Source organism: Chitinasiproducens palmae, from assembly GCF_900095735.1.
Taxonomy (GTDB): Bacteria; Pseudomonadota; Gammaproteobacteria; order Burkholderiales; family Burkholderiaceae; genus Chitinasiproducens; species Chitinasiproducens palmae.
In genome coordinates this window covers 222,221-249,152 of record NZ_FNLO01000008.1, presented here as the reverse complement: position 1 = coordinate 249,152, position 26,932 = coordinate 222,221, and the positions used below count along the sequence as shown (strand labels likewise).

Below are 26,932 nucleotides of genomic sequence, written 5' to 3'. Positions count from 1 at the left end.
ATGGCGCATCCGACCCTCCCGTCCGTAGTCACCGTGTCGCCTTTCGGCGCGCTGGAGCGGCCGTTTGTGCTGGTGCTCGGCCTGGGCGAATCCGGGCTGGCGATGGCGCGCTGGTGCCTGCGCCACGGCTGCCGCGTGCGCGCGGCCGACACGCGCGAGGCGCCCCCGATGCTGGCCGCGTTCGAGTCGCGCGTGGCGTCCGCGGAAGCGACGGACAGCGCATTCGTGGCCGGGCCGTTCGCGGCGGGACTGCTCGATGACATCGCCCTGGTCGCGCTGAGCCCGGGCCTGTCGCCGCTCGCCGACGGCACGGCCAGTCTGCTCGCCGAGGCGCGCTTGCGTGGCATCCCGGTGTGGGGCGAGTTCGAGTTCTTCGCGCAGGCGCTGCGCGCCAGGGCCGCCGAGCCGGACGCGCCGTATCGTCCGCGCGTACTCGCGGTGACGGGCACGAACGGCAAAACCACCACGTGTTCGATGGTGGCGCGCCTGGCCGCCCATGCCGGCCGCAGTGTCGCGCTGGCGGGCAACATCAGTCCCGCGCTGCTCGATCGGCTGGCCGACGCCGACGACGCCGGCACGCTGCCCGACGTGTGGGTGGTGGAAGCGTCGAGCTTTCAGCTCGAATCGACGCAGACCTTCGCGCCGGATGCGGCAGCGATTCTCAACGTCACGCAGGACCATCTCGACTGGCACGGCGACTTCGACGCCTACCGGCGTGCCAAGGGCCGGATCTTTGGCGCCACCACGTTGCGCGTGCTGTGCCGTGACGACGCGGCCGCGCGCGGCTTCGCCCAGCCGGAGGTGCCCTGCGTCACGTTCGGCAGCGACGCGCCGTCGCGTGCCGGCGATTTCGGCATCGTCGAAGAGGGCGGCGTCGCATGGCTGGCCCAGGCGGTGGCGGTCGAGGACGCGCCCGAAACCACCAAGCGGCGCCGGCGCGGCAGCCAGGCGCCGGAAGCCGCGGCGCCGTGCGAATCGTGTGAATTGCGTCGTCTGATGCCGGTCGACGCGCTGCTGGTCCGCGGCCGGCACAACGCGCTCAATGCGCAGGCGGCGCTGGCACTGGCCCAGGCGATCGGCCTGCCGCTCGCCGCGTTGCTGCACGGCTTGCGCACCTATGCCGGCGAGCCGCATCGCGTGCAACTGATCGCGACGCTCGACGGTGTCGACTACATCGACGACAGCAAGGGCACCAATGTCGGCGCCACCGTGGCGGCGCTGGCGGGACTGGGCCGTCCGGTCTGGCTGATCGCCGGCGGCGACGGCAAGGGCCAAGACTTCTCGCCGCTCGCGCCCGCGGTGCAGGACGTCTGCCGTGGCGTGTTCCTGATCGGTCGGGACGGCGCGGCGATCGGCGCGGCGCTGTCGGCGACCGGGGTCGCGCAGCAGGCTTGCGACAGTCTGGAAGCCGCCGTGGCCGCCGCCGCGGCTGTCGCCACCGCCGGCGAGGCCGTGCTGATGTCGCCGGCCTGCGCGAGCTTCGATATGTTCAAGAGTTACGCGCATCGCGCGGACGTGTTTCGCTCGGCCGTGGCCGAGCATGCTGCCGAAATGGGAGTGATGCTATGAAAGGCCTGCGCGCGGTGTTCAAGCGCTTCGGCGGCGACGGCGACGGGGCGGCCGAAAAGCCGGTCACCTTTGGCGGCGGCATGAGCGGCCTGTCCAGCGCCGTGAGCGCGGTGCGGCCGAGCCGCTCGCGCATGCTCGACTTCGACCAGCCGCTGCTGTGGGTGGTGATCGGGCTGCTCGCCCTCGGTCTGGTGATGGTGTATTCCGCGTCGGTCGCGATGCCCGACTCGCCGAAATACGCGTCGTACTCGAAGGCCTACTTCCTGATCCGACACTGCCTGTCGCTCGTCGTCGGCTTGGTCGGCGGCCTGATCGCCTTCCGGGTGCCGATCAAGACCTGGGACAAGATGGCGCCGCGCTTCTTCCTGTTTGCGCTGCTGCTGCTGATCATCGTGCTGGTTCCGCACATCGGCAAGGGCGTGAACGGCGCGCGGCGCTGGATTCCGCTGATCCTGATCAACATGCAGCCGTCGGAGATCATGAAGCTGGCGGTCACGCTGTATGCGGCCAACTACACGGTGCGCAAGCAGGCACACATGCACAGCTTCGGCCGGGGCTTCCTGCCGATGGCGATCGCCGTCGGCGTGGTCGGCGCGCTGTTGCTGCTCGAACCGGACATGGGCGCGTTCCTGGTCATCGCCGCGATCGCGATGGGCCTGCTGTTCCTGGGCAACGTGAACGGCAAGCTGTTCGGCGGTCTCGTATTGACCGCGGTCGGCACCTTCAGCCTGTTGATCTGGCTCTCGCCGTGGCGGCGCGAGCGGATCTTCGCGTATCTGGATCCCTGGAACGAAGCCTATGCGCAGGGCAAGGCGTACCAGCTCACGCACTCGCTGATCGCGTTCGGTCGCGGCGAATGGTTCGGCGTCGGACTCGGCAACAGCGTCGAGAAGCTCAACTATCTGCCCGAGGCGCACACCGACTTCATCCTGGCGGTGATCGGCGAGGAACTGGGCTTCGTCGGCGTGATGATCGTGATCCTGCTGTTCTACTGGATCGTGCGGCGCGCGTTCGAGATCGGCCGGCAGGCGCTGGCGCTCGATCGCACGTTCGCGGGACTGGTGGCGAAGGGCATCGGCCTGTGGGTCGGCGCGCAGGCGTTCATCAACATGGGCGTGAACCTCGGTCTGCTGCCGACCAAGGGACTGACGCTGCCGCTGGTGAGTTACGGCGGTTCGGGCATCCTGCTCAACTGCGTGTCGATCGCGGTGCTGTTGCGGGTCGATTTCGAGAATCGCCGCCTGATGCGGGGAGCACGTTCATGAGTGTTGCGCGCACGTTGCTGGTGATGGCGGGCGGCACCGGGGGGCATGTCTTCCCGGGGCTGGCTGTCGCCGAGCGCATGCGCGAGCGCGGCTGGCGCGTGGTCTGGCTCGGCAACCCGAACGGCATGGAAGCCGATCTGGTGCCGCGCCACGGCGTGCCGATCCAGTTCGTCCGCTTTGGCGGCGTGCGTGGCAAGGGCCTCAGCACGAAGCTGCTGCTGCCGCTGCGGCTGCTGCGCGCGCTGCGCGACAGCGGCCGGGTGCTGCGCGCCGTGCGTCCCGACGTGGTGCTGGGGATGGGCGGATACATCACGTTTCCGGCGGGCTTGATGACCGCGCTGAGCGGCCGTCCATTGGTGCTGCACGAGCAGAATTCGATCGCCGGACTGGCCAACCGGGTGCTGGCGAAGCTCGCGCGGCGCGTTCTCGTGGCGTTTCCGGATGCCTTGCCCGGCGCATTGTGGACCGGCAATCCGATCCGCGGCAGCCTGGCCGCATTGCCGGAGCCGGTACACCGCTATGGCGCGCGCACCGGTGCGCTGCGCATCCTGGTGGTCGGCGGCAGTCTCGGCGCCGCCGCCCTCAACGAGAAGGTGCCGCAGGCGCTCGCGCTGTTGCGTGGCCGCGTCGACTTCGAAGTCACCCATCAGGCCGGCGCCAAGCACATGGCCGCGCTGAGCGCGAACTACGAGCGGGCCGGCTTTCGTACCGACGATCCGGCGGTGCGTCTGGTGCCGTTCATCAACGACATGAGCGAAGCCTACGGCGCTGCGGATGTGGTGGTCTGCCGTTCGGGCGCAATGACGGTGGCGGAGATCGCTGCCGCTGGCGTCGCCGCGCTGTTCGTGCCGTTCCCGTTCGCGGTCGACGACCACCAGACCCACAACGCCCGCTTCCTGGTCGACAACGGCGCGGCCGACCTCATCCAGCAGCGCGACCTCGATGTCGCGCGGCTGGCCGACTGGCTCGCGAGCCATGATCGCGCGACGCTCGCCACGATGGCGAGCCGCGCACGTGCGCTGGCCAAGCCCGACGCGACCGATCAGGTCGCGGACGTGTGCGAGGCCTGTGCCGTTCCGCTGAGACAGTCATGAAACATATCGTCAAGAACATCCATTTCGTCGGCATCGGCGGCGTCGGCATGAGCGGCATCGCCGAGGTGCTGCTCACGCAGGGCTATGCGGTGAGCGGCTCGGACCTCGGCGCCAGCCCGGCCACCGAGCGGCTCAGCGCGCTGGGCGCGACGGTCGCGTTCGGCCACGATGCCGCCAATGTCGAGGGCGCGGACGTCGTGGTGATTTCGAGCGCGGTCAGCCACGACAATCCCGAAGTGCGCGCCGCCCGTCATGCGCGCATTCCGATCGTGCCGCGCGCGGTGATGCTGGCCGAACTGATGCGCCTGAAGCAGGGCATCGCGATCGCCGGCACGCACGGCAAGACCACCACCACCAGTCTGGTGGCCTCCGTGCTGGCCGAGGGCGAGCTCGATCCGACCTTCGTGATCGGCGGCCGCCTGACCAGCGCCGGCGCGAACGCGCGGCTTGGCACCGGCGACTTCATCGTCGCCGAGGCCGACGAGTCGGACGCCTCGTTCCTCAACCTGTTCCCGGTCATCGAAGTCGTCACGAACATCGACGCCGATCACATGGACACGTATGGGCACGACTTCGCGCGACTGAAGCAGGCCTTCGTCGACTTCACCAAGCGCCTGCCGTTCTACGGCATCGCGGTGCTGTGCGTCGACGATCCCAGCGTGCGCGAGATCCTGCCGTTTGTATCCAAGCCGGTGGTGCGCTACGGCTTCGCGGAGGACGCACAGGTGCGCGCCATCGACGTGGTGGCCGACGGGCAGCAGATGCGCTTCATGGTGCTGCGCGAACGCGCGGCGCCGCTGCAGATCGTGCTGAACCTGCCGGGCCGCCACAACGTGCAGAACGCACTGGCCGCGATCGCGATCGCGACCGAGCTGGAAGTGCCTGACCAGGCCATCCAGCGCGCGCTACTCGAATTCAACGGGGTGGGTCGACGTTTCCAACGTTTCGGCGAACTGCCGTGCGAGAACGGCGGCCACTTCACGCTGATCGACGACTACGGCCACCATCCGGTCGAGATGGCGGCCACGATCGACGCCGCGCGTGGCGCGTTTCCCGACCGCCGGTTGGTCCTGGCCTTCCAGCCACACCGCTACACGCGCACCCGCGACTGTTTCGAAGACTTCGTCGATGTGCTGTCGCGCGTCGATGCGCTGGCGCTGACCGACGTGTACCCGGCCGGCGAAGCGCCGATCGTGGCGGCCGACGGGCGCGCGCTGGCGCGCGCCGTGCGCGTTGCCGGCAAGGTGGAACCGGTATTCGTCGAAACGGTCGAGGCGTTGCCGGACGCGATCCGGCGCATCGCCCAGGATGGCGACGTGGTTATCACGATGGGCGCCGGCTCGGTCGGCGGCGTGCCGCACAGATTGCTCAAGGAGATGCAGTAAATGGTTCAGGTCGATCCGGCCCGGTTCGGCAAGGTCGCGGTCTTGCTGGGTGGCGTGTCCGCCGAACGCGAAGTGTCGCTGAAGTCCGGCACGCTCGTGCTCGAGGCGTTGCGTGCGAAGGGCGTCGACGCGCATGCGTTCGACCCCGCGGAAACGCCGCTGTTCGCGCTCAAGGAGCAGGGCTTCGCGCGCGCGTTCAACGCGCTGCACGGTGGCTATGGCGAGAACGGCACGATCCAGGGCGCGCTCGAATTCCTCGGCATTCCGTACACCGGCACCGGCGTGCTCGGCTCGGCGCTCGGCATGGACAAGTTCCGCACGAAGCTGATCTGGCAGCAGTGCGGCGTGCCGACGCCGCCGTATCGTACGGTGTTCCGTGGCGAGGACTACGCGCAGCGCGCGGACGCGATCGTGGCCGAGCTGGGCCTGCCGCTGTTCGTCAAGCCGGCGACCGAGGGATCGAGCGTCGGCGTGTTCAAGGTCAGCCAGCAGGCGCAATTGGCGCCGGCGCTGGCCGAGGCCGCGCGCGCCGACAAGGTGGTGCTGGTCGAGCAGAGCATCGAGGGCGGCGAATACACGCTGACGCTGGTGGGCGACGTGGCGTTGCCGATCATTCGGATCGTGCCGGCCGGCGAGTTCTACGACTATCACGCGAAGTACATCGCGGACGACACGCAGTATCTGATTCCGAGCGGTCTGTCGGCCGAACAGGAAGCCCTGGCCGGCGAGCTGACGCGACGCGCATTCGATGCGCTTGGCTGCACGAGCTGGGGCCGCGCCGACTTCATGGTCGACCGTGAGGGACGGATCTATTTCCTGGAGCTCAACACCGCGCCGGGCATGACGGACCATTCGCTGCCGCCGAAGGCGGCGCGCGCGGTCGGCATCGATTACGCGGACCTCGTCGTGATGATTCTCGCGGCGACGCTGCCGAAGGACTGAGCCGCCATGTGGAGCAACGTCCGTCAGTTGAACCTCGCCGCCAGCGCGCTGAGCGCTGCGGCGCTGCTCGCCATGCTGGGCGCGGGCGGTTACTGGCTGGCGCAACGTCCGATGTTCAACATCCGGCAGATTCTGGTCGAAGGCGAGACGATGCACGTGAACGAACCGACCGTCCGTGCGACGATGATCGGGCAACTGCGCGGCAACTTCTTTACCGTCGATCTGGATGGCGCGCGCAAGCTGTTCGAGTCGATGCCATGGATCCGCCGCGCAAGCGTGCGGCGCGTCTGGCCCGACGCGCTCGCCGTGACGCTGGAGGAATACCGGCCGCTCGCGACGTGGGGCGACGACGACCAACTGGTGAGCGTCGACGGAGAACTGTTCACCGCGAATCAGGCGGAGGCCGACGAGGATCTGCCGACGTTCTATGGTCCGCCGGGCAGCGAGCAGATCGTGGCGGCGCGCTACCGCGACTTCCGCAAGTGGTTCGCGCCGATGGGCGCGGAGCCGGACGAAGTCGTGCTGTCGCCGCGCTATGCGTGGAGCGTGCGCCTGTCGAACGGCACGCAGGTCGAACTGGGCCGCGAGCGCGGCCCGTCGACGCTCGACGACCGCAGTCAGCGCCTGGTGAAGGCCTGGCCGCAGGCAGTACAACGCTGGGGGAAGGACATCGAGTACGCGGACCTGCGCTACACGAACGGCATTGCCATCCGTTCGGCGAGCCTGCGTTTCATCAATGATCCGAAAGCGGCTAAAAAATAACGGTAGCGAAAGACGCGATGAGTAAAGACTCGAAAGATTTGTTGGTGGCGCTCGACATCGGTACGTCGAAGGTCGTTGCGATCGTCGCCGAACCGCGTGGCGAGGGTCGCTACGAGGTGATCGGCCTTGGCCAAAGCGAGTCGAAAGGACTGAAGAAGGGTGTCGTCGTCAACATCGAGGCGACCGTCCAGTCGATCCAGCGCGCGCTCGAGGAAGCCGAGCTGATGGCCGACTGCAAGATCACGAACGTCTTCACCGGCATCGCCGGCAGCCATATCCGCAGCTTCAATTCGAGCGGGATGGTCGCGATCAAGGAGAAGGAAGTCACGCAGACGGACGTGGCGCGCGTGATCGAGACGGCCAAGGCGATCAACATCCCGACCGACCAGCAGGTGCTGCACATCCTGACGCAGGAATTCATCATCGACGGTCAGGAGGACGTGCGCGAGCCGATCGGCATGAGCGGCATCCGACTGGAGGTCAAGGTACACATCGTGACCGGCGCGGTCTCGGCGGCACAGAACATCGTCAAGTGCGTGCGCCGCTGCGGCCTGGAAGTGAACGATCTGGTGCTGCAGCCGCTCGCGTCGAGCCTCGCGGTGCTGACCGAGGACGAGCGCGAACTGGGCGTGGTGCTGGTGGACATCGGCGGCGGCACGACCGACATCGCGATCTTCAGCGAAGGCGCGATCCGCCACACGGCGGTGATTCCGATCGCCGGCGACCAGATCACCAGCGACGTGGCGATGGCGCTGCGCACGCCGACGCCGGACGCGGAGGACATCAAGGTCGCGCACGGCATCGCGAAGCAGGCGCTGGCCGACCCGGACGAAATGATCGAGGTGCCGGGGCTCGGCGAGCGCGGACCGCGCACGCTGTCCCGGCAGGCATTGGCGGCGGTGGTCGAACCGCGCGTTGAAGAATTGTTTTCGCTGGTGCAGCAGGTCGTGCGCGAGTCCGGCTACGAGGAGTTGCTTTCCTCCGGAATCGTACTGACCGGCGGCGCCGCGATGATGCCCGGCATGGTGGAGCTGGGCGAGGACATTTTCCTGAAGCCGGTGCGGCTGGGACTGCCCGATTACAGCGGTGGCCTGGCCGACGTGGTGCGCAATCCGCGCTTCTCGACGGCAATGGGATTGGTGCGCGAAGCACATGCGCAGCGTTCACGGGGACGCAAGGTGGCTGTCCAGACCGGTTCGATGGGGCAGGTCTGGCAGCGCATGAAGGACTGGTTCGTAGGTAATTTTTGATTCACGCTCGGCGTCGCGCGAGCGCGCGGTACGGCGGATTGCCCGATCCGACCCGGCCGTGTTCCGCAAAGACGCACTTTTAGTTTGCTACGGAGGCAAAAATGGACTTTGAAATGCTGGAAACCGAAACCAACGGCACCGTCATCAAGGTTGTCGGCGTTGGCGGCGCGGGCGGCAATGCCGTTCAGCACATGATCGATCGCGGCGTGCAGGGCGTCGAATTCGTCGTCATGAACACCGATGCGCAGGCGTTGGCGCGCTCGAAGGCGTCCGCCGTGATCCAGCTCGGCAAGACCGGGCTGGGTGCCGGCGCGAAGCCCGAGATGGGGCGCGCCGCGGCCGAGGAAGCCGAGGAACGCATCGCCGACGCGCTGCGCGGCGCGCACATGGTCTTCATCACCGCCGGCATGGGCGGCGGCACCGGCACCGGTGCGGCGCCGATCGTCGCGCAGGTTGCGAAGGACATGGGCATCCTGACCGTGGGCGTGGTGTCCAAGCCGTTCGAATTCGAAGGCGGCAAGCGCATGCGGGTGGCCGAAGCCGGCGCGCAGCAACTCGAGGACCATGTCGATTCGCTGATCGTCGTGCTCAACGACCGGCTGTTCGCGGTGATGGGCGACGACGCCGAGATGGACAAGTGCTTCCAGTGCGCCGACGACGTGCTGCACAACGCGGTGGCCGGCATCGCCGAGATCATCAATGTCGATGGTCTGGTCAACGTCGACTTCGAGGACGTCAAGACGGTGATGGGCGAGCAGGGCAAGGCGATGATGGGCACCGCGACGGTTGGCGGTGTCGACCGCGCCAGGCTCGCGGCCGAGCAGGCAGTCGCCAGCCCGTTGCTGGAAGGTGTCGATCTGTCGGGCGCGCGCGGCGTGCTGGTGAACATCACGGCGAGCCGCTCGCTGCGTCTGTCCGAAACGCGCGAAGTGATGAACACCATCAAGAGCTACGCCGCCGACGACGCCACGGTGATTTTCGGTACGGTGTACGACGATGCGATGGGCGACGCGCTGCGCGTGACGGTGGTGGCGACGGGTCTGGGCCGTGCTGGCAAGAAGGCACAGGCCGCGGCACCGATGACGCTGCTGCGCACGGGCACGGACAACACGCCGATCGGCAATCATCATGCACCGGCCGCGGCGCAGAACGCGGGCAATGCCGAATACGGCTCGCTGGACACGCCGGCGGTATGGCGCAACTCGCGCGAGACGGCCTCGGCGCACGTGGCGGCTCTGCAGGAGAAGGGCGTCGACACGTACGACATTCCGGCGTTCCTGCGCAAGCAGGCCGACTGAGAAGAGGCCGGTCCGTCAACGCACCTTGAACCGGTTGCATGGTGCAGCGCGGCACGCAGCTTGCTCTGACCAGCAGGCCGCGCGCGCGGCGCTTCGCCGCACGACCGGTGGCGTGCCTTCGAACGACGAGCAGAGTGTCAAGCCACCGTCGTACGAGGGACAGTCTTCGTCAGCCCCGGGCAGGGCAGGCGCGGATTTGTGCGTCGCATCGAAGTGCAATGGATGGATTGAGCCGTATGTCTGGCCCGAGTCCCCGGGGAATGGGGCAGAAGGGTGTCGCTTTCTCGACACCGCGCGTCCGTGTCCGGTACAGTCGCCTCCGCTGTACCGGGGCGGCCGCGTGTTCAGGTAACAACACGAAACAGATTGATACGGCGGCCTTTTCCGGTTTTGCTATAATTCGCGCTATGAAATTAGAATAACGATTAGGATTTTCTATCCATGTTGAAGCAGCGCAGCATCAAGACGATCGTGAAGACTGTAGGCATCGGCCTGCATTCGGGGCGCAAGGTTGAACTTACCCTGCGTCCGGCACCGGCCGACGCTGGGATCGTCTTCGCCCGTACGGATCTCGACCCGGTGGTCGAAATTCCGGTGAACGCTGCGTCGATCGGGGATACGCGGCTCGCTTCCGTGCTGCAGAAGGATGGCGCGCGCGTGTCGACGATCGAGCATCTGATGTCTGCTGCGGCGGGCCTGGGCATCGACAACCTGTATGTCGATGTGACGGCCGAGGAAATCCCGATCATGGACGGCAGCGCCGGGACCTTCGTGTTCCTGCTGCAGTCCGCCGGTATCGAGGAATTGAACGCACCGAAGCGCTTCATCAAGGTGAAGCGTCCGGTCGAGGCACGAGAAGGCGACAAGTTCGCGCGGTTGGACCCGTACTTCGGTTTCAAGCTCAAGTTCTCGATCGACTTCAGCCACCCGGCCGTCGACAAGACCGGCCAGCAGGCCGAGATCGATTTCGGCGATGCGTCCTACGTGCGCGAGATCGCGCGTGCACGCACCTTCGGCTTCGCGCACGAAGTCGAGATGATGCGCGAGCTCGGTCTGGCGCGCGGCGGCAGCCTGGACAATGCAATCGTCCTCGACGAATACCGCATCCTGAACGACGACGGGCTGCGTTATGCCGACGAGTTCGTCAAACACAAGATTCTCGATGCGATCGGCGACCTGTATGTCGCTGGCCATCCGTTGCTGGGCGCTTACACCGCCCACAAGTCGGGGCATGGCTTGAACAACGCATTGCTGCGCAATCTCTTCGCGCAGCCCGATGCCTACGAAATCGTCAGTTTCGACGACGTGAAAGCCGCTCCGCGCGGTTTCGCGTTCGAGCCGCAGATGGCATTCGCCTGACGCGGACCTGCGGCGCGGCCCCCGCGGCCGCGCCTGTTTCTGTCTGGGGCAGGCCGCATCGCCTTGCCACACGACGGCTCGGCCCGCGCGCCGCAGCGTTTCCCGCCTCCATATTGCTTCCGCACTACGGAGCGTTTTCCAGCGCGTTCCGGTACGCTTTTCTGCGCTTGCGCCACGTTTGCGCAGCGCCTGCCCGCCGGTTTCCGCCGCGTTCCCGCCGCGTTTCCGTCTAACCCTGCGTTGCCCTGCCTTGCCCCGCGTTGCCTCCGCGTTGCCTCCGCGTCGCGTCCGCTCACGCAAGCATCCTTCGCACGCGCTGCCGGGCGCAGTGAGCCGCGGGCGCGGGCGCCGCGCCGGCAACGACCTCATCGCGCGGCCCACCACGAGGAACATCGTTGAAGCGCTGTCCGGCGCGTCGACGCATGGCGCCGCGATTCAGCGCGACTTCGGGTGGCGCGCGACGATCCGGGCCAGCGCGTCGCGCAGCGTCGACGGTTCGAGCTCATGTGTCAACGATTCCAGGCAGGCCAGCGCGGTCGCGCTCAGGTGCGCCTGCTTTGCTGGCGGCGCGGGCACCGGAGGCAGCGGCGCGATGCGTACGCGCAGCGCACGTACCGCCCAGCCCCGGCTCGCCAGCGCCGCCACCAACTGCGGCTCCAGGTGACGCAGGCGCGCCGCCAATGCGTTGTGACGTGCCAGCAGGACCAGCGTGCCTTCGCGTATCGATGCGGGCGCGACATGGCCACGCAGATAGCCTGGCAATATCTCGTCGAGATGTTCGGTCATCTGGCCGCGCCGCGCGATGCCGGCGCGCAGGCCCGCGAAGAAATCGTTGCCCGCCAACGCCTCGCCAATGGTCTTCGCCGCGCCCTTGGACGCACGCCGGGCCGTGGGGCGGCGTGCGGTAGCGGGGCGGGCAGGTTGACGGGACATGTCGGGACTCGGTCGAAAAGGCGGCTAAGGCGCGCGCTACAGTGAACGACACTGCGCATCGGCAGCGGTTCGGACCACGCTTGGCTGCACGGCGCGCGGACCGAGGCGCCAGGACACGCGATGCGGCAGCGTCCGGTTCCCGCCATGATAACGGCTTCCCGCACCGGCGAATGGCCGGCCGGCGCGGCTCGGCGAGGCCGGCCGCGTGCTAGAATCGCCCATTCGCCGGCCGCTCCGGCAGCCCTAGGCACGCGCCGATCGACGCCGCTTTCGGTACGCTTTCGATACGCTTTAGCGCGCGTCGCCGCAACCGGTCGTCCGGTTCGCCGATGTGCCAAGCGCTTGGACAGATAACGCTCCGATGATCTCCGGAATTCTCCAGAAAATTTTTGGCAGTCGCAACCAGCGGCTGATCAAGCAGTATCGCAAGACTGTTGCCGCGATCAACGCACTCGAACCGCAGATCGAAAAACTGGACGACGCGGCCCTGCGCGCCAAGACCGACGAGTTCAAGCAGCGTGTCGCCGCTGGCGAATCGTTGGATGCGTTGTTGCCCGAGGCATTTGCCGTGTGCCGCGAGGCCAGCCGGCGCGTGCTGAAAATGCGCCACTTCGACGTGCAGTTGATCGGCGGCATGGCGCTGCACTACGGCAAGATCGGCGAAATGCGCACCGGCGAAGGCAAGACGCTGGTCGCGACGCTGGCCGCGTACCTGAACGCGCTGTCGGGCCGCGGCGTGCACGTGGTGACGGTCAACGACTACCTCGCGCAACGCGACGCGGAATGGATGGGCCGGTTGTACGGCTTCCTCGGCCTGAGCGTCGGCATCAATCTGTCGACCATCGAGCACGACGGCAAGCAGGCCGCGTATGCGGCCGACATCACGTACGGCACCAACAACGAATTCGGCTTCGACTACCTTCGTGACAACATGGTCTACGAGGTCGAGGCCCGCGTGCAGCGCCCGCTGAATTTCGCGATCGTCGACGAAGTCGACTCGATCCTGATCGACGAAGCGCGCACGCCGCTGATCATTTCGGGCCAGGCGGAAGACCACACCGAGCTGTACGTGCGCATGAACGCATTGCCGCCGCTGCTGGAGCGACAGGTCGGCGAGGAAAAGGCGGACGGCACCGGCGTGGAGGTCCCGGGCGACTACACGCTGGACGAGAAGGCACGGCAGGTCTACCTGACCGAGCGCGGCCACGAGAAGGCGGAGCAACTGCTTGCCGAGTGGGGCCTGATCGGCGAAGGCGAAAGCCTCTACGCGCCGCAGAACATCACGTTGATGCACCACGTCTACGCGGCGTTGCGCGCACACACGCTGTTCCATCGCGACCAGCATTACGTCGTGCAGGGCAACGAGGTCATCATCGTCGACGAGTTCACCGGGCGGCTGATGTCCGGACGCCGCTGGTCGGACGGTCTGCACCAGGCAGTCGAAGCGAAGGAAGGCGTCAAGATCCAGCACGAGAACCAGACGCTGGCCTCGATCACCTTCCAGAACTACTTCCGCATGTACGCGAAGCTGGCCGGCATGACCGGCACCGCGGACACCGAAGCGTTCGAATTCCAGGAAATCTACCGTCTCGAAACGGTCGTGATCCCGACCAACCGCGTGCCACAGCGGATCGACCGGCAGGACCAGATCTACAAGACCGCGCAGGAACGCTACAACGCGGTCATCGTCGACATCCGCGAGTGCTACGAGCGCGGGCAGCCGGTGCTGGTGGGCACCACCTCGATCGAGAACTCGGAACTGCTGTCGTCGCTGCTCGGCGAGGCAGGGCTGCCGCACCAGGTGCTGAACGCCAAGCAGCACGAGCGCGAAGCCGCGATCATCGCCGAGGCCGGGCGTCCGAAGGCGATCACGATCGCGACCAACATGGCTGGCCGCGGTACCGACATCGTGCTCGGCGGCAACGTCGAGAAGCAGGCCGCGCTGATCGAGGCGGATGCCTCGCTCGACGACGCCGAGAAGGCGCGCCGCGTCCAGCAACTGCACGACGAATGGCAGCAGCTGCACGACGCGGTGAAAGCGGCCGGCGGCCTGCATATCATCGGCACCGAACGGCACGAATCGCGCCGCATCGACAACCAGCTGCGCGGTCGCGCCGGACGCCAGGGCGACCCGGGTTCCTCGCGCTTCTTCCTGTCACTGGACGATCCCCTGCTGCGCATCTTCGCTGGCGACCGTGTCCGCGCGATCATGGACCGGCTGAAGATGCCGGAGGGCGAGGCGATCGAAGCCGGCATCGTCACCCGCTCGATCGAATCCGCGCAACGCAAGGTCGAAGCGCGCAACTTCGATATCCGCAAGCAGTTGCTCGAGTACGACGACGTCTCGAATGACCAGCGGCGCGTGATCTACCAGCAGCGCAACGAGATCCTGGAAGCCTCCGACATCTCGGACACGATCAACGCGATGCGCGAGTCGGTGATGGCCGAGGTCGTGCGCGCGCACGTGCCCGCGGGCAGCATCGAGGAACAGTGGGACCTGGGCGGGCTCGAAGCCGCGCTGCGCGACGACTGGCAGCTCGATCTGGCGCTGAGCGAGTACGTCGAGCAGGCGCAGAGCGTCAGCGACGAGGATCTGCTCGAACAGGTGCAGCAGGCGGCCACCGAGACCTACGAGCAGAAGGTCGAGATGGTTGGCCGCGAAGGCTTCAGCGCGTTCGAGCGCTCGATCATGCTGCAGACCGTCGACACGCGTTGGCGCGAGCATCTGGCCGCGCTCGACCATCTGCGCCAGGGCATCCATCTGCGCGGCTATGCGCAGAAGAACCCGAAGCAGGAATACAAGCGCGAAGCGTTCGAACTGTTCTCGCAGACCCTGGACGCGATCAAGCTCGAAGTGATCCGGGTGGTGATGAACGTGCAGATCCAGTCGCCGGAAGCGCTGGACGAGGCGGCCGAACAGATCCAGGAAAGCGGCACCCATTTCGGGCATCTGCAGTTCGAGCACGCCGATACGTTGGGCGAATCGGAAGAGGCGACCGAAGAAAGCGGTGCGAGCGTGTTCGCCGTGCCGCAGGCCGGACCGGGTAGCTATACCCAACTCGACGAGACGCCGCTGCCGAACGACGGCGCGCCGACCGTCGGTGGTCCGAACCGCGTCGGCCGCAACGATCCCTGCCCGTGCGGCAGCGGCAAGAAGTACAAGCAGTGCCACGGCAAACTGTCGTGAAGCGGAGCGCCGGGCGACCGGCGCGCTCGGTCCGACGCTGAGCACGTGCCGGCGGCAACGTCGCCGACGCGGATTCGTCGGACCGTCTCAACCACCCGCGGCCTGCCGGATTCCGCCTGCCGCGTCACTCCTGAATCGAGATGGCCGTCAACTTCCCTGAGATCACCGCGGCACAACTCCAGCCGGTGGCTGGCGTCACCCTGGGCTGGGCCGAGGCCGGCATCCGCAAGCAGAACCGCAAGGACTTACTAGTCGTCAGCATCGACGATGGCGCCGCGGTCGCGGGCGTGTTCACGCAAAACCGCTTCTGCGCGGCACCTGTCATCGTCTGCCGCGAACACCTGGCGCAGGCCGCCGCGCGGCCGATTCGCGCGCTGGTGATCAATACCGGCAACGCAAATGCCGGCACCGGCGAAACCGGTCTGGCCGACGCGCGGCGCACCTGCGAGGAGGCTGCCGCCCGTCTTGGCGTGGCGCCGCAGCAGGTACTGCCGTTCTCGACCGGTGTGATTCTCGAACCGCTGCCGATGGACCGCCTGATCGCCGGCCTGTCGCCCGCGATCGAGCGGCGCGCGCCCGCGCAGTGGTACGACGCCGCGCAGGCGATCATGACCACCGACACCGTGCCGAAGGCGGCGTCGCGCCAGGTGCGCATCGGCGACGCCACGGTGACGCTGACCGGCATCAGCAAGGGCGCCGGCATGATCCGTCCGAACATGGCGACCATGCTCGGCTTCGTGGCAACCGACGCCGCCATCGCGCAGTCGGTGCTCGACGCGCTCGTCAAGGAAATTGCCGATCAGTCCTTCAACTGCATCTCGATCGACGGCGACACGTCGACCAACGATTCCTTCGTGGTGATCGCGACCGGACGCGCCAGCCTGCCGCGCATCGACAAGCCGGAAGGCGCCGCCTACGAAGCCATGCGCGCGGCGCTCACCGAGATCTCTCGCGAGCTGGCGCAGTTGATCATTCGCGACGGCGAGGGCGCGACCAAGTTCATCACCGTGCGCGTCGACGAGGGACGGGATGCCGTGGAATGCCGCAAGGTCGCGTACGCGATCGCGCATTCGCCGCTGGTCAAGACCGCGTTCTATGCGTCCGACCCGAACCTCGGACGAATCCTGGCGGCGGTCGGCTATGCCGGCATCGAGGATCTCGACGTCGCGGGCATCGATCTGTATCTGGACGACGTCTGGGTGGCGCGCAAGGGCGGACGCAACCCGGATTATCGAGAGGAGGACGGGCAGCGGGTGATGAAGCAGAGCGAAATCACCGTGCGCGTGGTACTCGGACGCGGCGCCGCGTCCGCCACGGTCTGGACCTGCGACCTCTCGCATGACTATGTGAGCATCAACGCCGACTACCGGTCCTGAACCGGTACGGCGCAGACAAGAACGACGGAGACGGGGAATGGACGAACTGAAGCAATTCCTGCAACGCGCCGAGGCCTTGCTGGGCCGCGTCGAAGCACTGCTGCCGCCTGCCGCGAACGAGGTCGACTGGAACGCCGCGCCGGCTTTCCGTTGGCGCCGCCGGCAGGGACGCGGGTATCTGCAGCCGGTCCCGACGCCGGCGCGCATCGCGTTCGAGGACCTGCAGAACATCGATCGGCAGAAGACCGCGATCGATCGCAACACCCGTCAGTTCGTCAACGGCCAGCCGGCCAACAACGTGCTGCTGACCGGCGCGCGCGGTACCGGCAAGTCGTCGCTGATCAAGGCCTGTCTGAATGCCTACGCACCGGAAGGCTTGCGGCTGATCGAGGTCGACAAGGAAGACCTGCACGATCTCGGCGACATCGTCGAGCTGGTGGCCGGACGCCCGGAACGCTTCATCGTGTTCTGCGACGACCTTTCGTTCGAGGACGGCGAGTCCGGCTACAAGGCGCTCAAGGTGGCGCTCGACGGTTCGATTGCCGCGACTTCGGACAACGTGCTGATCTACGCCACGTCCAACCGGCGCCATCTGCTGCCGGAATACATGAGTGACAACGAGAGCTATCGCCACACCGAAGACGGCGAGATCCATCCCGGCGAAGTGGTCGAGGAAAAGATCTCGTTGTCCGAGCGGTTCGGGTTGTGGGTCAGCTTCTATCCGTTCAAGCAGGACGACTATTTGGCGATCGTCGCACACTGGCTGGCCAGCTTCGGCCTGGATCAGGCGGGCATCGACGCGGCGCGCGGCGAGGCGCTGATCTGGGCGCTGGAACGCGGCTCACGCTCGGGCCGGGTAGCCTATCAGTTCGCGCGCGACTGGGCGGGACGCCGGCATGACTGAGACGCGCCCGACGAGGGGCGAGGGCGCCGCTTCGTCGGCGGATGGACGGCCGGTGACCGAGGTCGCCGTCGGCGTCATCATTCGCCCCGACGGCAGCTTCCTGCTGGCACAGCGCCCGGCCGGCAAGCCGTACGCGGGCTACTGGGAATTTCCAGGCGGCAAGCTGGAAACGGGCGAGACGGTGGCGCATGCGCTGGCCCGCGAACTCGAAGAGGAACTCGGCCTGGACATCGTCGCCAGCGAAGCGTGGCGGGTCCTGGAACACGACTATCCGCACGCCTACGTACGGTTGCATTTCTGCAAGATCCACAATTGGCGCGGTGAACCGGTTGGCCGCGAAGGTCAGGCCTTCCGCTGGCACGCGCCAGGCGGCGCGATCGATCCCGCAGTCCAGCCGCTGCTCCCCGCAGCGCTGCCGGTGATCGAATGGCTGGCCGCCGAACTGCCGCGCTGACCGGCTGACCCGACGCTGCCAAAGCCGGGCACGCAGCGTCGGCCGCTGCTGTCGCGGTCGCTGATGTCGTCACTGCCGCCACTGAACCTTAACCCACCTGTGTCATTGGATGCGTCGTTGATGCGTCGTTGATGCGTCGGTCGTGCGCCGCTCAGTGACGGTCATCCTCCGACGGTGGCGGGGTGTCGGACGAGCCGATCGAATACTGCTCCGAGGCCCAGGCGCCGAGATCGATCTGCTTGCACCGTTCCGAGCAAAATGGGCGAAACGCATTGGCGGTCGTCCATTCGGTTTTCTTGCCGCACGTTGGGCAATTGACGAAAGTTGCCATGTTCAATCGAAAATATTGAGCCGGGTAGATGGAAGGCACCGTCGCATCGGACGTGCCGCGTCGGAGCAGGGCGGCCCGGGCAGCGGCCTGCTGCCTGGACGTGCCCTGAACGCGGTGGCGCGGCGTGCCGTCATTGCGACGTTGCGCCCGTGCCGCTCACCGCTCACAGCGCACCGCTTTAACGCGTCCGAGCGGCCAACGCAGTCGTGCGACGCTATGTGGCGAGTCGTTCGCGTCCCCAAGCCACTGGGCACATCGCGCGGCATCGGACTGCGCCGACGCGCGGTGCAGTAGCCTTGCGAACGCTGCCAAGCGCGTCCGCAAGCACGGTCAGAGGTTGCAGAGCGTCAACTGGAACGGGATATCGCCGTCCGCCGGACGCGGCCGACCGTCTCCGTCCTGCCGGGTGAAGCGGACCCAAAGCATGTACTTGTTCGCGCTCGCTTCCGGGATGACCCGCAATTCCGGCGCCACCCGCACCTGCATCAGCTGATAGCTGCGGCCCGACAGCATTTGCTGATAGCTCCCCTGCATCGCCATCACCTTCGCGCCAAGCCCCGATTCACGGGCAAGATTCAGCACGATCGAAGCCGCATCGCGCAGCGGCCATAACGGCTGCGTCCATTTCGAGATGTCGGCCTGGCGCTGCTCGACCGAATGCTGCTGCCATGCGTAATACGACGGCAGGTCGAACTTGCAGGTGCCGCCCGGAATCACCGCGCGGCTGCGGATACTGGCCAGCCACTCGTTCTCGGCCAGATGCTGGCCCGTCTTGCCCTGCATCTGGTTCAGGCCCACCAGCGCCTGCTCGATATTGCCCAGCACGCTCTCAAGCCGCGTCTGTTCGATCTCCGGATTGTCCCGGAATGGCGCGAGCGCTTGCCGCTGGCGTTCCAATTCCTTGATCAGGTCGGCCTTGAGATCGGTCCGACCGCTGACTTCCGCGATTTCGAACAGCGTGGTCAGCGCGACATGATGCGATTTCGCGTCTTCCTGCGAGAGGAAGAAGACGAAACGCTCGAACAGATCCTCCAGCCGCAGCAGAGTGCGGATTCGTTCGTTGAACGGATACTCGTATAGGATCAAGCGGATTGCCTTCGGAATGGACGCAGGAACGACGACTATCCGGCCATTCTAATGCGCCGCTATGCATGCCGCAAACGCGTGTCGCCGCGATCGGTCCGTTGCCTTCGCATCCGGATGGGCTTTGCCCATCGAATGGACGGTAGCGCGCCGTGCGGCGCACGCGGACAGCGCCGTCCGGCGGGGCCCGGGGCGGGGCTGCGCGGCGCTCCGGCTCAAGCACGCTGCACGTTGTTGAAACCGTGCGAGCGTGTCGGGCGGGCCAGCCGACGAGCGGTTGGCGGGGCGAGCGGTCAGGACTGGCGAGCGGCGTCGGCACACCACCGATCGCGTTGCTGGCGTGACGTTTCGCGGGGGCCGGTTTATCGAGCAACGAATAAATACATACACGGACAGGCATTGGCACCTGCTGGCATCTGCCGCTCGGCGTGACACACGGCTTGGCACAAGGCATGAAGCAGGGCCTGAAGCAGGGCCTGAAGCAAGGCTTGGCACAAGGCCCGGCAGGACGCAGCGGAAACCGATTGCCTGGCCTTGCTCCGTCGCCTGGCCGGGCCCGATCGCTCAGTCGTGACCGCTGGCTCGAAGGGACGCGATGCCTGAAGACGCGGGCCGGTGGCGCGAAAAGATCGCTTACGCGGGCGGGCCGACAGGCTGATCGCTTGCCGCGCCTTGCTCGGCGAGCGCGAGATAGCGCCGATGCAAAGCATCGATTTCGTCGAACAGCTCGGATAGCGTCTTGTCCTGATTGCGAAGCACGTCGTCCGCCGACGAGAGGCGTGCGGCGCGCGTTGCCTGCGTCGCCATGATTCGCTCCACTTGTTCGGGCGACAGACCACTGCGCGTCACCACGCGTGCAATCTGTTCGCGTTCGTCACAGTCGACAACCAGGATGCGGTCCACTCGCGCCCGCCAGCGTCCGCTCTCGACGAGCAGCGGAACGACGAACACCACATAGGGGCCGGTAGCGCCCTCCGCCGCCGCGGTGATCGCCTCGTGAATCAACGGATGCGTGATCGCTTCGAGCTTTGCACGCTCCTGCGGTTGCGCGAAGACGCGCTCGCGCATCGCCGCACGATTCAGTGACCCGTCAGCCGCAATGAATGTTGAGCCGAAGGTCCGTTCGATTGCCGGAATCGCCGCGCCGCCGGGCGCCGTGATGAGGTGCGCAATGCGGTCCGCGTCGACGATCGACGCGCCGAGCACGCCGAGCCGATCGGACACCACCGTCTTCCCGCTGCCGATGCCGCCGGTCAGACCCACCTTGAACATGTATTCTCTCCGCGCACGATTCGGCGTCGCCATCGCCGACCTCGCTCGATAACGACCGGCGTCCATCCTTCAACTACCGTCGGTTCGCAATCGCACCAAAGATGCGTAGCGCCCCTTATTTGCCGGTTCCGATGTTACGACGTCACGTACCGCCGCTGTAAGTCCATCCATCGGGCATGTGCGATAAACCGCCGAGCACGCGGTGCGTGACGCAACTGCGCGGGTGGTGGGCGATCGTCTGCATGACCGGTGAGGCGTTCGGTGAAACGTCTGGCGAAGCGCTTGGTGAGGCGACCGGTGACGCTACCGATGGCGGTGAACGGCAAGCGGATCGGCTCGCCGCCGGAAGCAGGCGATTCGCCGAGCGAGCGTGCATATGATCGGCCAGATGCCGTTCAAGACGCGGCACTGGATCGTCCGCCGTCGGACGAAGGTGCCAGCGCTACGTTCGAAACGGTACGGTACGAAACGGCACGGCACGGCACGGCACGGCACGGCGAAGTCCGGACCCTGCGTGGCCGCGATGCCGTGACCGACCTGGCGTCGCGCAGGATCAACCGCGCTGGCCAGGCCATGCGGCCATCGCGTTGCCCGCGGGTTCACGCCTTTGCGTGCGGGACCTGTCGCAGCGATTCGTGTCAATGCCGACATGAAGGTCCATGTCGTCCAGACGTCGGCGGCACGCGCGGATCGATGCGTCATCATCAAGGGAAGCCCGGCAGCCATCCAAACAATTGGCAGGCGGCGCCGACCGCAAGGAAGGTGCCGAACGGTATTGGCGCATCGCGCGAACGTTTCCCTGCGACAGCGAGCGTGATTCCGAATATCGAGCCCGTCACCGCTGCAACGAGGGTCACAAGCGGCAGGCACTGCCAGCCGAACCACGCGCCGATCGCGGCCAGCATCTTGAAATCTCCGTAGCCCAGACCTTCTTTCTTGCGCAGCAGCAGGAACAGCCAGTACACGAGCCACAGCGATACATAGCCCGCGGCCGCGCCGATCACCGCGCTGGTCAGATCCGTGAACGCCGCGCGCGTATTGACCAACAAGCCGGCCCACAGCAGCGGCAGGGTCAGCGAATCCGGCAGCAGGTAGTGGCGCACATCGATCATGGCAAGCGCAAGCAACACACAGCCGAGCGCGAAACCGGCGAAGGCGGGCACGCTCACGCCAAAGCGGCTCGCACACCACACGGCGAGCAGGGCTGCGGCGATTTCGACGCAGGGATAAACCGGCGAGATGCGCGATGCGCACGCGGCGCATCGTCCGCGCAATACGAGATAGCTCAGTACCGGAATGTTCTCGTACACGCGCAGTCGATGTCCGCAATGCGGACACGACGAAGGCGGATAACACAGGTCGTAGCGCACATGTCGGCCATCGGCAGACGGCCGTTCCGTGTCGCTCTGCGATCGATCCGGGGACTGGGCGGGGCGGTCGGTTGCCGGTGCCGTTCGCGATGCCGTGCACCGCGCCGTTGGCAGCGCGGTCCCCGGTAGACCGCCGTCGTGACCACCGGCGTTGTTAGTTTCCTCGCGATCGTGGCTGCCGGCTTGCGCCGGGTCCCGCATGCCTGCCCGGTACGTCGGCTCCACCTCGTCACGGAGCCCGGTAGTCACCGCGGGCTCCATTGCGTCGCTCTCGTCCGCTTCCAGCATGGTGGGCAAGCGATGGATGACGACATTCAGAAAGCTGCCGATCACCAGGCCAAGCAGCGCGGCCATGCAGTAGACGAAAGCAGGCGGAAGACCCATCAACGGGGTGCCCCAACTTGCGGTCTGCGTGACGGAATATGGCATTGTGACTCTAGGCACCTGAGGAACAGCAAAAAGGTCGGCTGGCAGCGCGAAGTGCGCGAACGCATGCAGCGCATTGGCTCATCAGGCTCCTGTGCGCAACGCCTCGACCGGCCCGACCGCCACGACCGACAGCGTGAAGAGCCGGCGTACGCTCCGTTCCGACCCGTTGCGCGCCGCTGCCAGCACCCACTGGCGTCGGCCACGGAAGTGCGTCCGCATGGGACACGTCATTACAGTCGCGACGCTCCGACGCCCCATGCGTCCACCCGTCGACCGTACTCCCGTCCAGTCGGCCTCGTGTGCGGGACAGGTCGGTGATCCGTCGACCTGACGCGCCGCCGCTTTCGCATAGGTGCCGCATGGAATGCTTTGTTCGACCGTGACCCCGAGGGGTTTCGCACGCATCCTACAGCATCTGCCCAGCCTGAATGATCGGCAAGTAAAGCGCAAACACGATGCCTCCGACGATCAGCCCCAACAGCGCCATCATTGCCGGTTCGACCAGGCGCAGCAGCGTGTCCAGACGCTGCTGCGTCCGCTTCTCGGTACGGACCGCGAAGTCGGCCAATACCGTGTCGAGCATCGCGCTCTGGCAGGCCAGCGCGATCAGCCCGGTCAGTCGCGGCGGCAGCGTCGGGCAAGCCGCGACCGCGCGTTCGAAGGTGACGCCCGCCTTGAGCCTGGTGGATAGCCCGGCGCTGAATGCGTCCAGCGCGGGCTCGCCGGTCAACGCGTGCAGCAGCGTCGTGGCTTCCAGCAACGGCACGCGCGCCGCCAGCAGGCGGCCTAGCGTGCCGGCCCAATGGGCAAGTGCCAGTTCCCGCCGAATCGGCCCGACAACCGGCAAGCGGCTCAGCAGTCCGCGCACGACATGGCGGCAGCGTGGCGAGTACCGGTACAACGTGACGGCCAGGAGGAGGCCGAGCAGCAGGACGGCAAGCGTCTGAACGCCGTGTTCGATGCAGAAGCGCGACGCGCTGAGCGCCACACGCGTGAGCGGCGGCAGCGCGCCGCCCATGGACGCGAACAGCTCGGCAAAGCCGGGCACGATGCCGATCAGCAAGCCGACGGCGACGAATGCAGCGACGACCAGTACGCCCAGCGGATAGACCAACGCCGAGCGCAGCCGCGCCGATCGCTCGGCGCTGTGGCGCTGCGCCCCGGCGACCTGCCGCAGCGCGTCGGCGAGCCGCCCCGACTGTTCCCCTACGGCGAGGATGCGAGCCAGCGCAGGCGGCATGACTCCGGTCTCGTCGCCAAGGGCGCTGCCGAATGCGCGGCCTGCAACCAGACGCCGGTGGAGCCGCGCTGCGAGCGCGGCGGTCGCCGGCCACTCATCCGACTGTGCGATCAGTTCCAGCGAAGGCGCCAGCGAGAGGCCGGCGTCGAGCAAGCCGGCAAGCTGCTCGCAGAACGCGCCGAGCCGAGCGGCCCCAAGGCTGCGGCGCGGCGACCGGTGCGCGGGGCTTTCCGGAGGTGAAAACGAACATCGCCGTCGGTCGAGGGCAGGCGCGACTGAACCAGTGTTCGCCGCCGCGTGTTTGGGATCGAATGCCAGCTTCATCGTTCACCGTCCGTCGCGACAATGGCCTCTTCGAGGCTGGTCGTGCCCTCGGCGACTTTGTCGAGCGCCGCCTCGCGCAAGGTGCTCATGCCTTCGCGGCGGGCCGCGGCCACCAGTTCGCCCAGCGGTGCCCGCTCTGCGATAAGCGATTGCAAGGCTCCGGTGACGGGCATCAGCTGATGGACACCTATCCGTCCGCGATAGCCAAGTCCATAGCAGCTCGGACAGCCGACCGGACGGTAGGCGGAGAGCGGGGCGCGCAGCCGGTATTCGGGCCAGCCGGCGGCGAGCAGTGTCGTCCGGCCGAGCAGCAACGGTGCCTTGCATGCCTCGCACAGGCGCCGCAGCAGTCGTTGAGCCGTGATCAGGCGGATGCCGGCGGCAAGCCGATAGGCAGCGACACCGATGTCGGCGAGGCGTGTCAGCGCGGACGGCGCGTCGTTGGTGTGCAGCGTCGTCAGCACCCGATGTCCGGTTTGCGCTGCCTTCAACGCCACGTCCGCCGTCTCCACGTCGCGGATCTCGCCGACCATGATGACGTCCGGATCCTGACGCAGGAACGCCCGCAGGGCCGTTGCGAAGTCGAAGCCCATTTTCTCCTGCACGCTGACCTGATTCAATCCGGGAAGATGGATCTCCGCCGGGTCCTCGACGGTGCAGACGTTCAACGTCTCGCGGTTCAGAATCTGCAGGAAGCTGAACAGGGACAGCGTCTTGCCGCTGCCGGTCGGACCTGTGACGACGATCATGCCGGTCGCCGCGCGCAATGCGGCCTCGACGGTCACGCGCTGTCGTGCGTCGAAGCCCAGTTCGCTCAGGTCGAGACTGGGTGGCAGCGTGTCGAGCCGGCGCAGCACGGCTTTCTCGCCGAACATGGTCGGCAGCGTGTTGACGCGGAACGCCAAGGGGCCGATCGCACTGTCGAGTTTCAGCCTGCCGTCCTGCGGCAACCGCCGTTCGCTGATGTCGAGGCGGGCCATGACCTTCAGACGGCTGAGCAGTGGCTCCCGCAAATGCAGGCTGGGGCGCAGCAGTTCGTGCAGGTAGCCGTCGATGCGCAGCCGGACGCGCCAACCGCGTTCGAGCGGTTCGAAATGGATGTCGGAGGCGCCGCGCGCATACGCGGCAGCCGCGACCTCATCGAGCAGGTGGGCCGCCGGCGAATTCGGGTTGCTGCGCGGAGCCCATTCGCCCGATGCGGACGCGGCGATGTCCCGCTCGATTTCCTGGCGCGCGTGCGACAGCGTTGCAACGGGGTATGCGCGCGCCGGAAGCCTGTCTGGCGGCCACGGGGGCGAGGCCGGCTCGGCGGGGGCGTCGGGCTTGCCTGAAACGGAGGACGGGGCAGCCGGGGACACCGCTTGCGATGCGGATGGTGTTGCGACTGATGATGCGACTAACTGCGCGACTGGTTGCGCGGCCGAGGGCGAGGTGGCTTGCGACCGGCAGGGCGGAATCGCATCGGCGTCGCGCGATGGCGCACGAAGCAGCGGAGAGGACATGGGAACCTCGGATGGAAGGCGGCAATGGCCCACCATCTTCCAGTCGTCTTCCTCCAGCGACCATTCTGCCGAATGGCCTAGTGCCTGCCCTGCGCCATTCGCAACCGCGCGGTCTTGATGGTCTGGTGATCGATTTGCAGCACCTCGATGCGGCAGTCGGCGATCGTCAGGCAGACATCGCCATCCGGGAACTCGGTAAGGTGTTCCAGGATCAGGCCGTTCAGCGTCTTCGGGCCGTCCAGCGGCAGCTTCAGTCCCAGTGCGCGATTCAGCTCGCGCAGCGGCACGCCGCCCGACACGGTGCAGCTGCCGCTGGCATCCCAACGCAGGCTGCGCCCCGCGCCGGTCGCCATCGACGTGGTGAATTCGCCGATCATCTCCTCGACGATGTCTTCGGGCGTGACGATGCCCTGCACGTCGCCATATTCGTCGACCACGATGCCGAGGCGCTGACGGTTCTCCTGGAAGAAGCGCAACTGCCGAAACACCGGCGTATCCATCGGCACGAAGTAGGGGGTGGCCAGCATCGCACGCAGGCTGTCGATGGTCAGCGAGTCGTGATGCAGCGCCGACAGCGTCTTGCGCACGTGCAGCACACCTGCCACGCGGTTGATGTCGCCGTCGTAGGCAATCAACTTGTTGTGGTAACAGGTTTCGATCTCGCGGATCAACTGGTCGAGCGGCCGTGTCAGGTCGAGCGCTTCGACGCGTGGGCGCGGCACCATCACGTCCTCGACGGCGATCGTTTCAAGGTCGAAGAGATTCAGCAGGATCGCTTTCGACTGCAACGGAATCTGCGTATTGGTCTCCAGGACCAGCGCGCGCATTTCGTCCGGCGACAGGCGCCGTTCGTGACTACGCATGTCGATGCGCAGCAGTTTGAACAGTACGGAAGGAATCGCGTTGACCAGCCAGACCAATGGACGGGCAACCAGCATCAGCGGATGCAATGCCACGCTCGCCGGCAACGCGACGCGTTCCGGATAGGTCGCGCCGACGATCTTGGGTGCGACCTCGGCAAAGACGATGATCAGCAAGGCGACGATCGCCGTCGCGATGCTCAGCGCCATGCTGTTGTCGTGGCCGAACGTGCTCAGCGCGATCGAGGTCGTCATCACCGGGATGACAGTGTTGATCAGGTTGTTTCCGATCAGCAGCAGACTCAGGAGCCGATCGGGCCGGCCGAGCAGCTGCTGGGTACGGCGTGCGCCGAAAGCGTTGCGGGAAGCCAGGTAGCGCAGGCGATGGCGGTTCAACGCCATCATCGCGGTCTCGGTGCTCGAGAAACAGGCTGAAAGGAGCAGCAGCAGGCAAATGACCAAGGCCTTTGCCCACAAGGGGAGCGATTCCACGCAAGAAGACGATCAGGAAGGGATGCGGAAACTATAGCAGACGACAGCGTGCGTCAATGCGGCGCATGCCGCACTATCACACACAGGTCCTGCATAGGATTGCCGGAACGGCAAGTCGCCAGAACGGCGGAAGGACGACTAGAAATGAATTCTGGTCGGGGTGAGAGGATTCGAACCTCCGGCCTCTACGTCCCGAACGTAGCGCTCTACCAGGCTAAGCTACACCCCGATTTCGACGACCGATGTCAGCC

General features: G+C 66.6%; 21 protein-coding genes and 1 tRNA gene. 13 read left to right on the top strand and 9 right to left on the bottom strand.

Translation table 11 applies throughout. The features are described 5' to 3' along the window. The 9 genes from murD (at position 1) to lpxC (ending at position 10,924) form a co-directional block, all read left to right on the top strand. The gene (murD, locus tag BLU54_RS14640) at positions 1-1,569 is read left to right on the top strand and encodes a UDP-N-acetylmuramoyl-L-alanine--D-glutamate ligase (protein ID WP_091909846.1); all 1,569 of its coding nucleotides are present in this window, start codon (positions 1-3) and stop codon (positions 1,567-1,569) included. After that, positions 1,566-2,834 carry a putative lipid II flippase FtsW gene (ftsW, locus tag BLU54_RS14635; RefSeq protein WP_091909843.1) on the top strand — a complete coding sequence of 423 codons (1,269 nt, stop codon included), beginning with the start codon at positions 1,566-1,568 and terminating at the stop codon, positions 2,832-2,834. Before murD ends, ftsW begins: the two co-directional genes overlap by 4 nt. Then, the gene (gene murG, locus BLU54_RS14630) at positions 2,831-3,928 is read left to right on the top strand and encodes an undecaprenyldiphospho-muramoylpentapeptide beta-N-acetylglucosaminyltransferase (RefSeq protein ID WP_091909841.1); all 1,098 of its coding nucleotides are present in this window, start codon (positions 2,831-2,833) and stop codon (positions 3,926-3,928) included. Before ftsW ends, murG begins: the two co-directional genes overlap by 4 nt. Further along, a complete protein-coding gene (gene murC / locus BLU54_RS14625; protein ID WP_091909836.1) occupies positions 3,925-5,313 on the top strand; it encodes a UDP-N-acetylmuramate--L-alanine ligase in 1,389 nt (462 codons plus the stop codon). The genes murG and murC overlap by 4 nt, the downstream gene beginning before the upstream one ends. Beyond that, positions 5,314-6,255, top strand: coding sequence for a D-alanine--D-alanine ligase (locus BLU54_RS14620; protein ID WP_091909833.1), 942 nt, complete (start codon positions 5,314-5,316; stop codon positions 6,253-6,255). Between the two features lie 6 nt (positions 6,256-6,261). After that, complete coding sequence (locus BLU54_RS14615; RefSeq protein WP_091909830.1) at positions 6,262-7,017, top strand: cell division protein FtsQ/DivIB; 756 nt, start codon at positions 6,262-6,264, stop codon at positions 7,015-7,017. 17 nt (positions 7,018-7,034) lie between these two features. After that, positions 7,035-8,267 carry a cell division protein FtsA gene (ftsA, locus tag BLU54_RS14610; protein ID WP_091909827.1) on the top strand — a complete coding sequence of 411 codons (1,233 nt, stop codon included), beginning with the start codon at positions 7,035-7,037 and terminating at the stop codon, positions 8,265-8,267. Positions 8,268-8,368: 101 nt separating this feature from the next. After that, entirely contained in the window at positions 8,369-9,565 is a 1,197-nt protein-coding gene (gene ftsZ, locus BLU54_RS14605; RefSeq protein WP_091909824.1) for a cell division protein FtsZ, read from the top strand. 441 nt (positions 9,566-10,006) lie between these two features. Next, positions 10,007-10,924 carry a UDP-3-O-acyl-N-acetylglucosamine deacetylase gene (gene lpxC / locus BLU54_RS14600; RefSeq protein WP_091909820.1) on the top strand — a complete coding sequence of 306 codons (918 nt, stop codon included), beginning with the start codon at positions 10,007-10,009 and terminating at the stop codon, positions 10,922-10,924. Positions 10,925-11,359: 435 nt separating this feature from the next. Here lpxC and BLU54_RS14595 read toward each other — a convergent pair whose 3' ends face one another. After that, a complete protein-coding gene (locus tag BLU54_RS14595; RefSeq protein WP_091909817.1) occupies positions 11,360-11,857 on the bottom strand; it encodes a DciA family protein in 498 nt (165 codons plus the stop codon). Between the two features lie 361 nt (positions 11,858-12,218). Between BLU54_RS14595 and secA the strand changes: the two genes are divergently transcribed. The 4 genes from secA (at position 12,219) to BLU54_RS14575 (ending at position 17,778) form a co-directional block, all read left to right on the top strand. Next, entirely contained in the window at positions 12,219-15,044 is a 2,826-nt protein-coding gene (secA, locus tag BLU54_RS14590; RefSeq protein ID WP_091909813.1) for a preprotein translocase subunit SecA, read from the top strand. A gap of 140 nt (positions 15,045-15,184) precedes the next feature. Next, positions 15,185-16,420: a bifunctional glutamate N-acetyltransferase/amino-acid acetyltransferase ArgJ gene (gene argJ / locus BLU54_RS14585; RefSeq protein WP_091909810.1), complete on the top strand. Its 1,236-nt coding sequence runs from the start codon at positions 15,185-15,187 to the stop codon at positions 16,418-16,420. Between the two features lie 37 nt (positions 16,421-16,457). Next, positions 16,458-17,324: an ATP-binding protein gene (locus tag BLU54_RS14580; RefSeq protein ID WP_091909807.1), complete on the top strand. Its 867-nt coding sequence runs from the start codon at positions 16,458-16,460 to the stop codon at positions 17,322-17,324. Continuing rightward, a complete protein-coding gene (locus tag BLU54_RS14575; RefSeq protein ID WP_091909804.1) occupies positions 17,317-17,778 on the top strand; it encodes an NUDIX domain-containing protein in 462 nt (153 codons plus the stop codon). Before BLU54_RS14580 ends, BLU54_RS14575 begins: the two co-directional genes overlap by 8 nt. A 151-nt stretch (positions 17,779-17,929) precedes the next feature. Here the strand turns inward: BLU54_RS14575 and BLU54_RS14570 are convergent, their stop codons facing one another. The 8 genes from BLU54_RS14570 to BLU54_RS14530 all read right to left on the bottom strand — a co-directional run bounded on the left by BLU54_RS14570 (position 17,930) and on the right by BLU54_RS14530 (position 26,910). After that, entirely contained in the window at positions 17,930-18,109 is a 180-nt protein-coding gene (locus BLU54_RS14570) for a DNA gyrase inhibitor YacG (RefSeq protein WP_091909801.1), read from the bottom strand. A 330-nt stretch (positions 18,110-18,439) separates the two neighbouring features. Beyond that, positions 18,440-19,195, bottom strand: a complete 756-nt coding sequence (gene zapD / locus BLU54_RS14565; protein ID WP_091909798.1) for a cell division protein ZapD — start codon at positions 19,193-19,195, stop codon at positions 18,440-18,442. Positions 19,196-19,825: 630 nt separating this feature from the next. Beyond that, entirely contained in the window at positions 19,826-20,464 is a 639-nt protein-coding gene (gene coaE / locus BLU54_RS14560) for a dephospho-CoA kinase (protein ID WP_091909956.1), read from the bottom strand. A gap of 704 nt (positions 20,465-21,168) precedes the next feature. Then, positions 21,169-22,263, bottom strand: coding sequence for a prepilin peptidase (locus tag BLU54_RS14550; protein ID WP_091909791.1), 1,095 nt, complete (start codon positions 22,261-22,263; stop codon positions 21,169-21,171). A gap of 406 nt (positions 22,264-22,669) precedes the next feature. Next, entirely contained in the window at positions 22,670-23,827 is a 1,158-nt protein-coding gene (locus BLU54_RS14545; RefSeq protein ID WP_091909788.1) for a type II secretion system F family protein, read from the bottom strand. Continuing rightward, positions 23,824-25,050, bottom strand: a complete 1,227-nt coding sequence (locus BLU54_RS14540) for a GspE/PulE family protein (RefSeq protein ID WP_407919427.1) — start codon at positions 25,048-25,050, stop codon at positions 23,824-23,826. Before BLU54_RS14540 ends, BLU54_RS14545 begins: the two co-directional genes overlap by 4 nt. A gap of 356 nt (positions 25,051-25,406) precedes the next feature. Then, entirely contained in the window at positions 25,407-26,681 is a 1,275-nt protein-coding gene (locus BLU54_RS14535) for an HlyC/CorC family transporter (protein ID WP_091909780.1), read from the bottom strand. Between the two features lie 152 nt (positions 26,682-26,833). After that, positions 26,834-26,910, bottom strand: a tRNA-Pro gene (locus tag BLU54_RS14530). Positions 26,911-26,932: the final 22 nt, after the last annotated feature.

Bases quoted from the DNA above. Each gene is read 5' to 3' on its own strand.
- ftsZ (WP_091909824.1), top strand. From the start codon at position 8,369: ATGGACTTTGAAATGCTGGAAACCGAAACCAACGGCACCGTCATCAAG.
- BLU54_RS14575 (WP_091909804.1), top strand. From the start codon at position 17,317: ATGACTGAGACGCGCCCGACGAGGGGCGAGGGCGCCGCTTCGTCGGCG.
- BLU54_RS14620 (WP_091909833.1), top strand. From the start codon at position 5,314: ATGGTTCAGGTCGATCCGGCCCGGTTCGGCAAGGTCGCGGTCTTGCTG.
- BLU54_RS14580 (WP_091909807.1), top strand. From the start codon at position 16,458: ATGGACGAACTGAAGCAATTCCTGCAACGCGCCGAGGCCTTGCTGGGC.
- coaE (WP_091909956.1), bottom strand. From the start codon at position 20,464: ATGTTCAAGGTGGGTCTGACCGGCGGCATCGGCAGCGGGAAGACGGTG.
- BLU54_RS14550 (WP_091909791.1), bottom strand. From the start codon at position 22,263: ATGCCATATTCCGTCACGCAGACCGCAAGTTGGGGCACCCCGTTGATG.
- ftsW (WP_091909843.1), top strand. From the start codon at position 1,566: ATGAAAGGCCTGCGCGCGGTGTTCAAGCGCTTCGGCGGCGACGGCGAC.
- secA (WP_091909813.1), top strand. From the start codon at position 12,219: ATGATCTCCGGAATTCTCCAGAAAATTTTTGGCAGTCGCAACCAGCGG.
- BLU54_RS14545 (WP_091909788.1), bottom strand. From the start codon at position 23,827: ATGAAGCTGGCATTCGATCCCAAACACGCGGCGGCGAACACTGGTTCA.
- BLU54_RS14615 (WP_091909830.1), top strand. From the start codon at position 6,262: ATGTGGAGCAACGTCCGTCAGTTGAACCTCGCCGCCAGCGCGCTGAGC.
- murC (WP_091909836.1), top strand. From the start codon at position 3,925: ATGAAACATATCGTCAAGAACATCCATTTCGTCGGCATCGGCGGCGTC.
- murD (WP_091909846.1), top strand. From the start codon at position 1: ATGGCGCATCCGACCCTCCCGTCCGTAGTCACCGTGTCGCCTTTCGGC.
- ftsA (WP_091909827.1), top strand. From the start codon at position 7,035: ATGAGTAAAGACTCGAAAGATTTGTTGGTGGCGCTCGACATCGGTACG.
- argJ (WP_091909810.1), top strand. From the start codon at position 15,185: ATGGCCGTCAACTTCCCTGAGATCACCGCGGCACAACTCCAGCCGGTG.
- murG (WP_091909841.1), top strand. From the start codon at position 2,831: ATGAGTGTTGCGCGCACGTTGCTGGTGATGGCGGGCGGCACCGGGGGG.
- BLU54_RS14595 (WP_091909817.1), bottom strand. From the start codon at position 11,857: ATGTCCCGTCAACCTGCCCGCCCCGCTACCGCACGCCGCCCCACGGCC.
- BLU54_RS14570 (WP_091909801.1), bottom strand. From the start codon at position 18,109: ATGGCAACTTTCGTCAATTGCCCAACGTGCGGCAAGAAAACCGAATGG.
- lpxC (WP_091909820.1), top strand. From the start codon at position 10,007: ATGTTGAAGCAGCGCAGCATCAAGACGATCGTGAAGACTGTAGGCATC.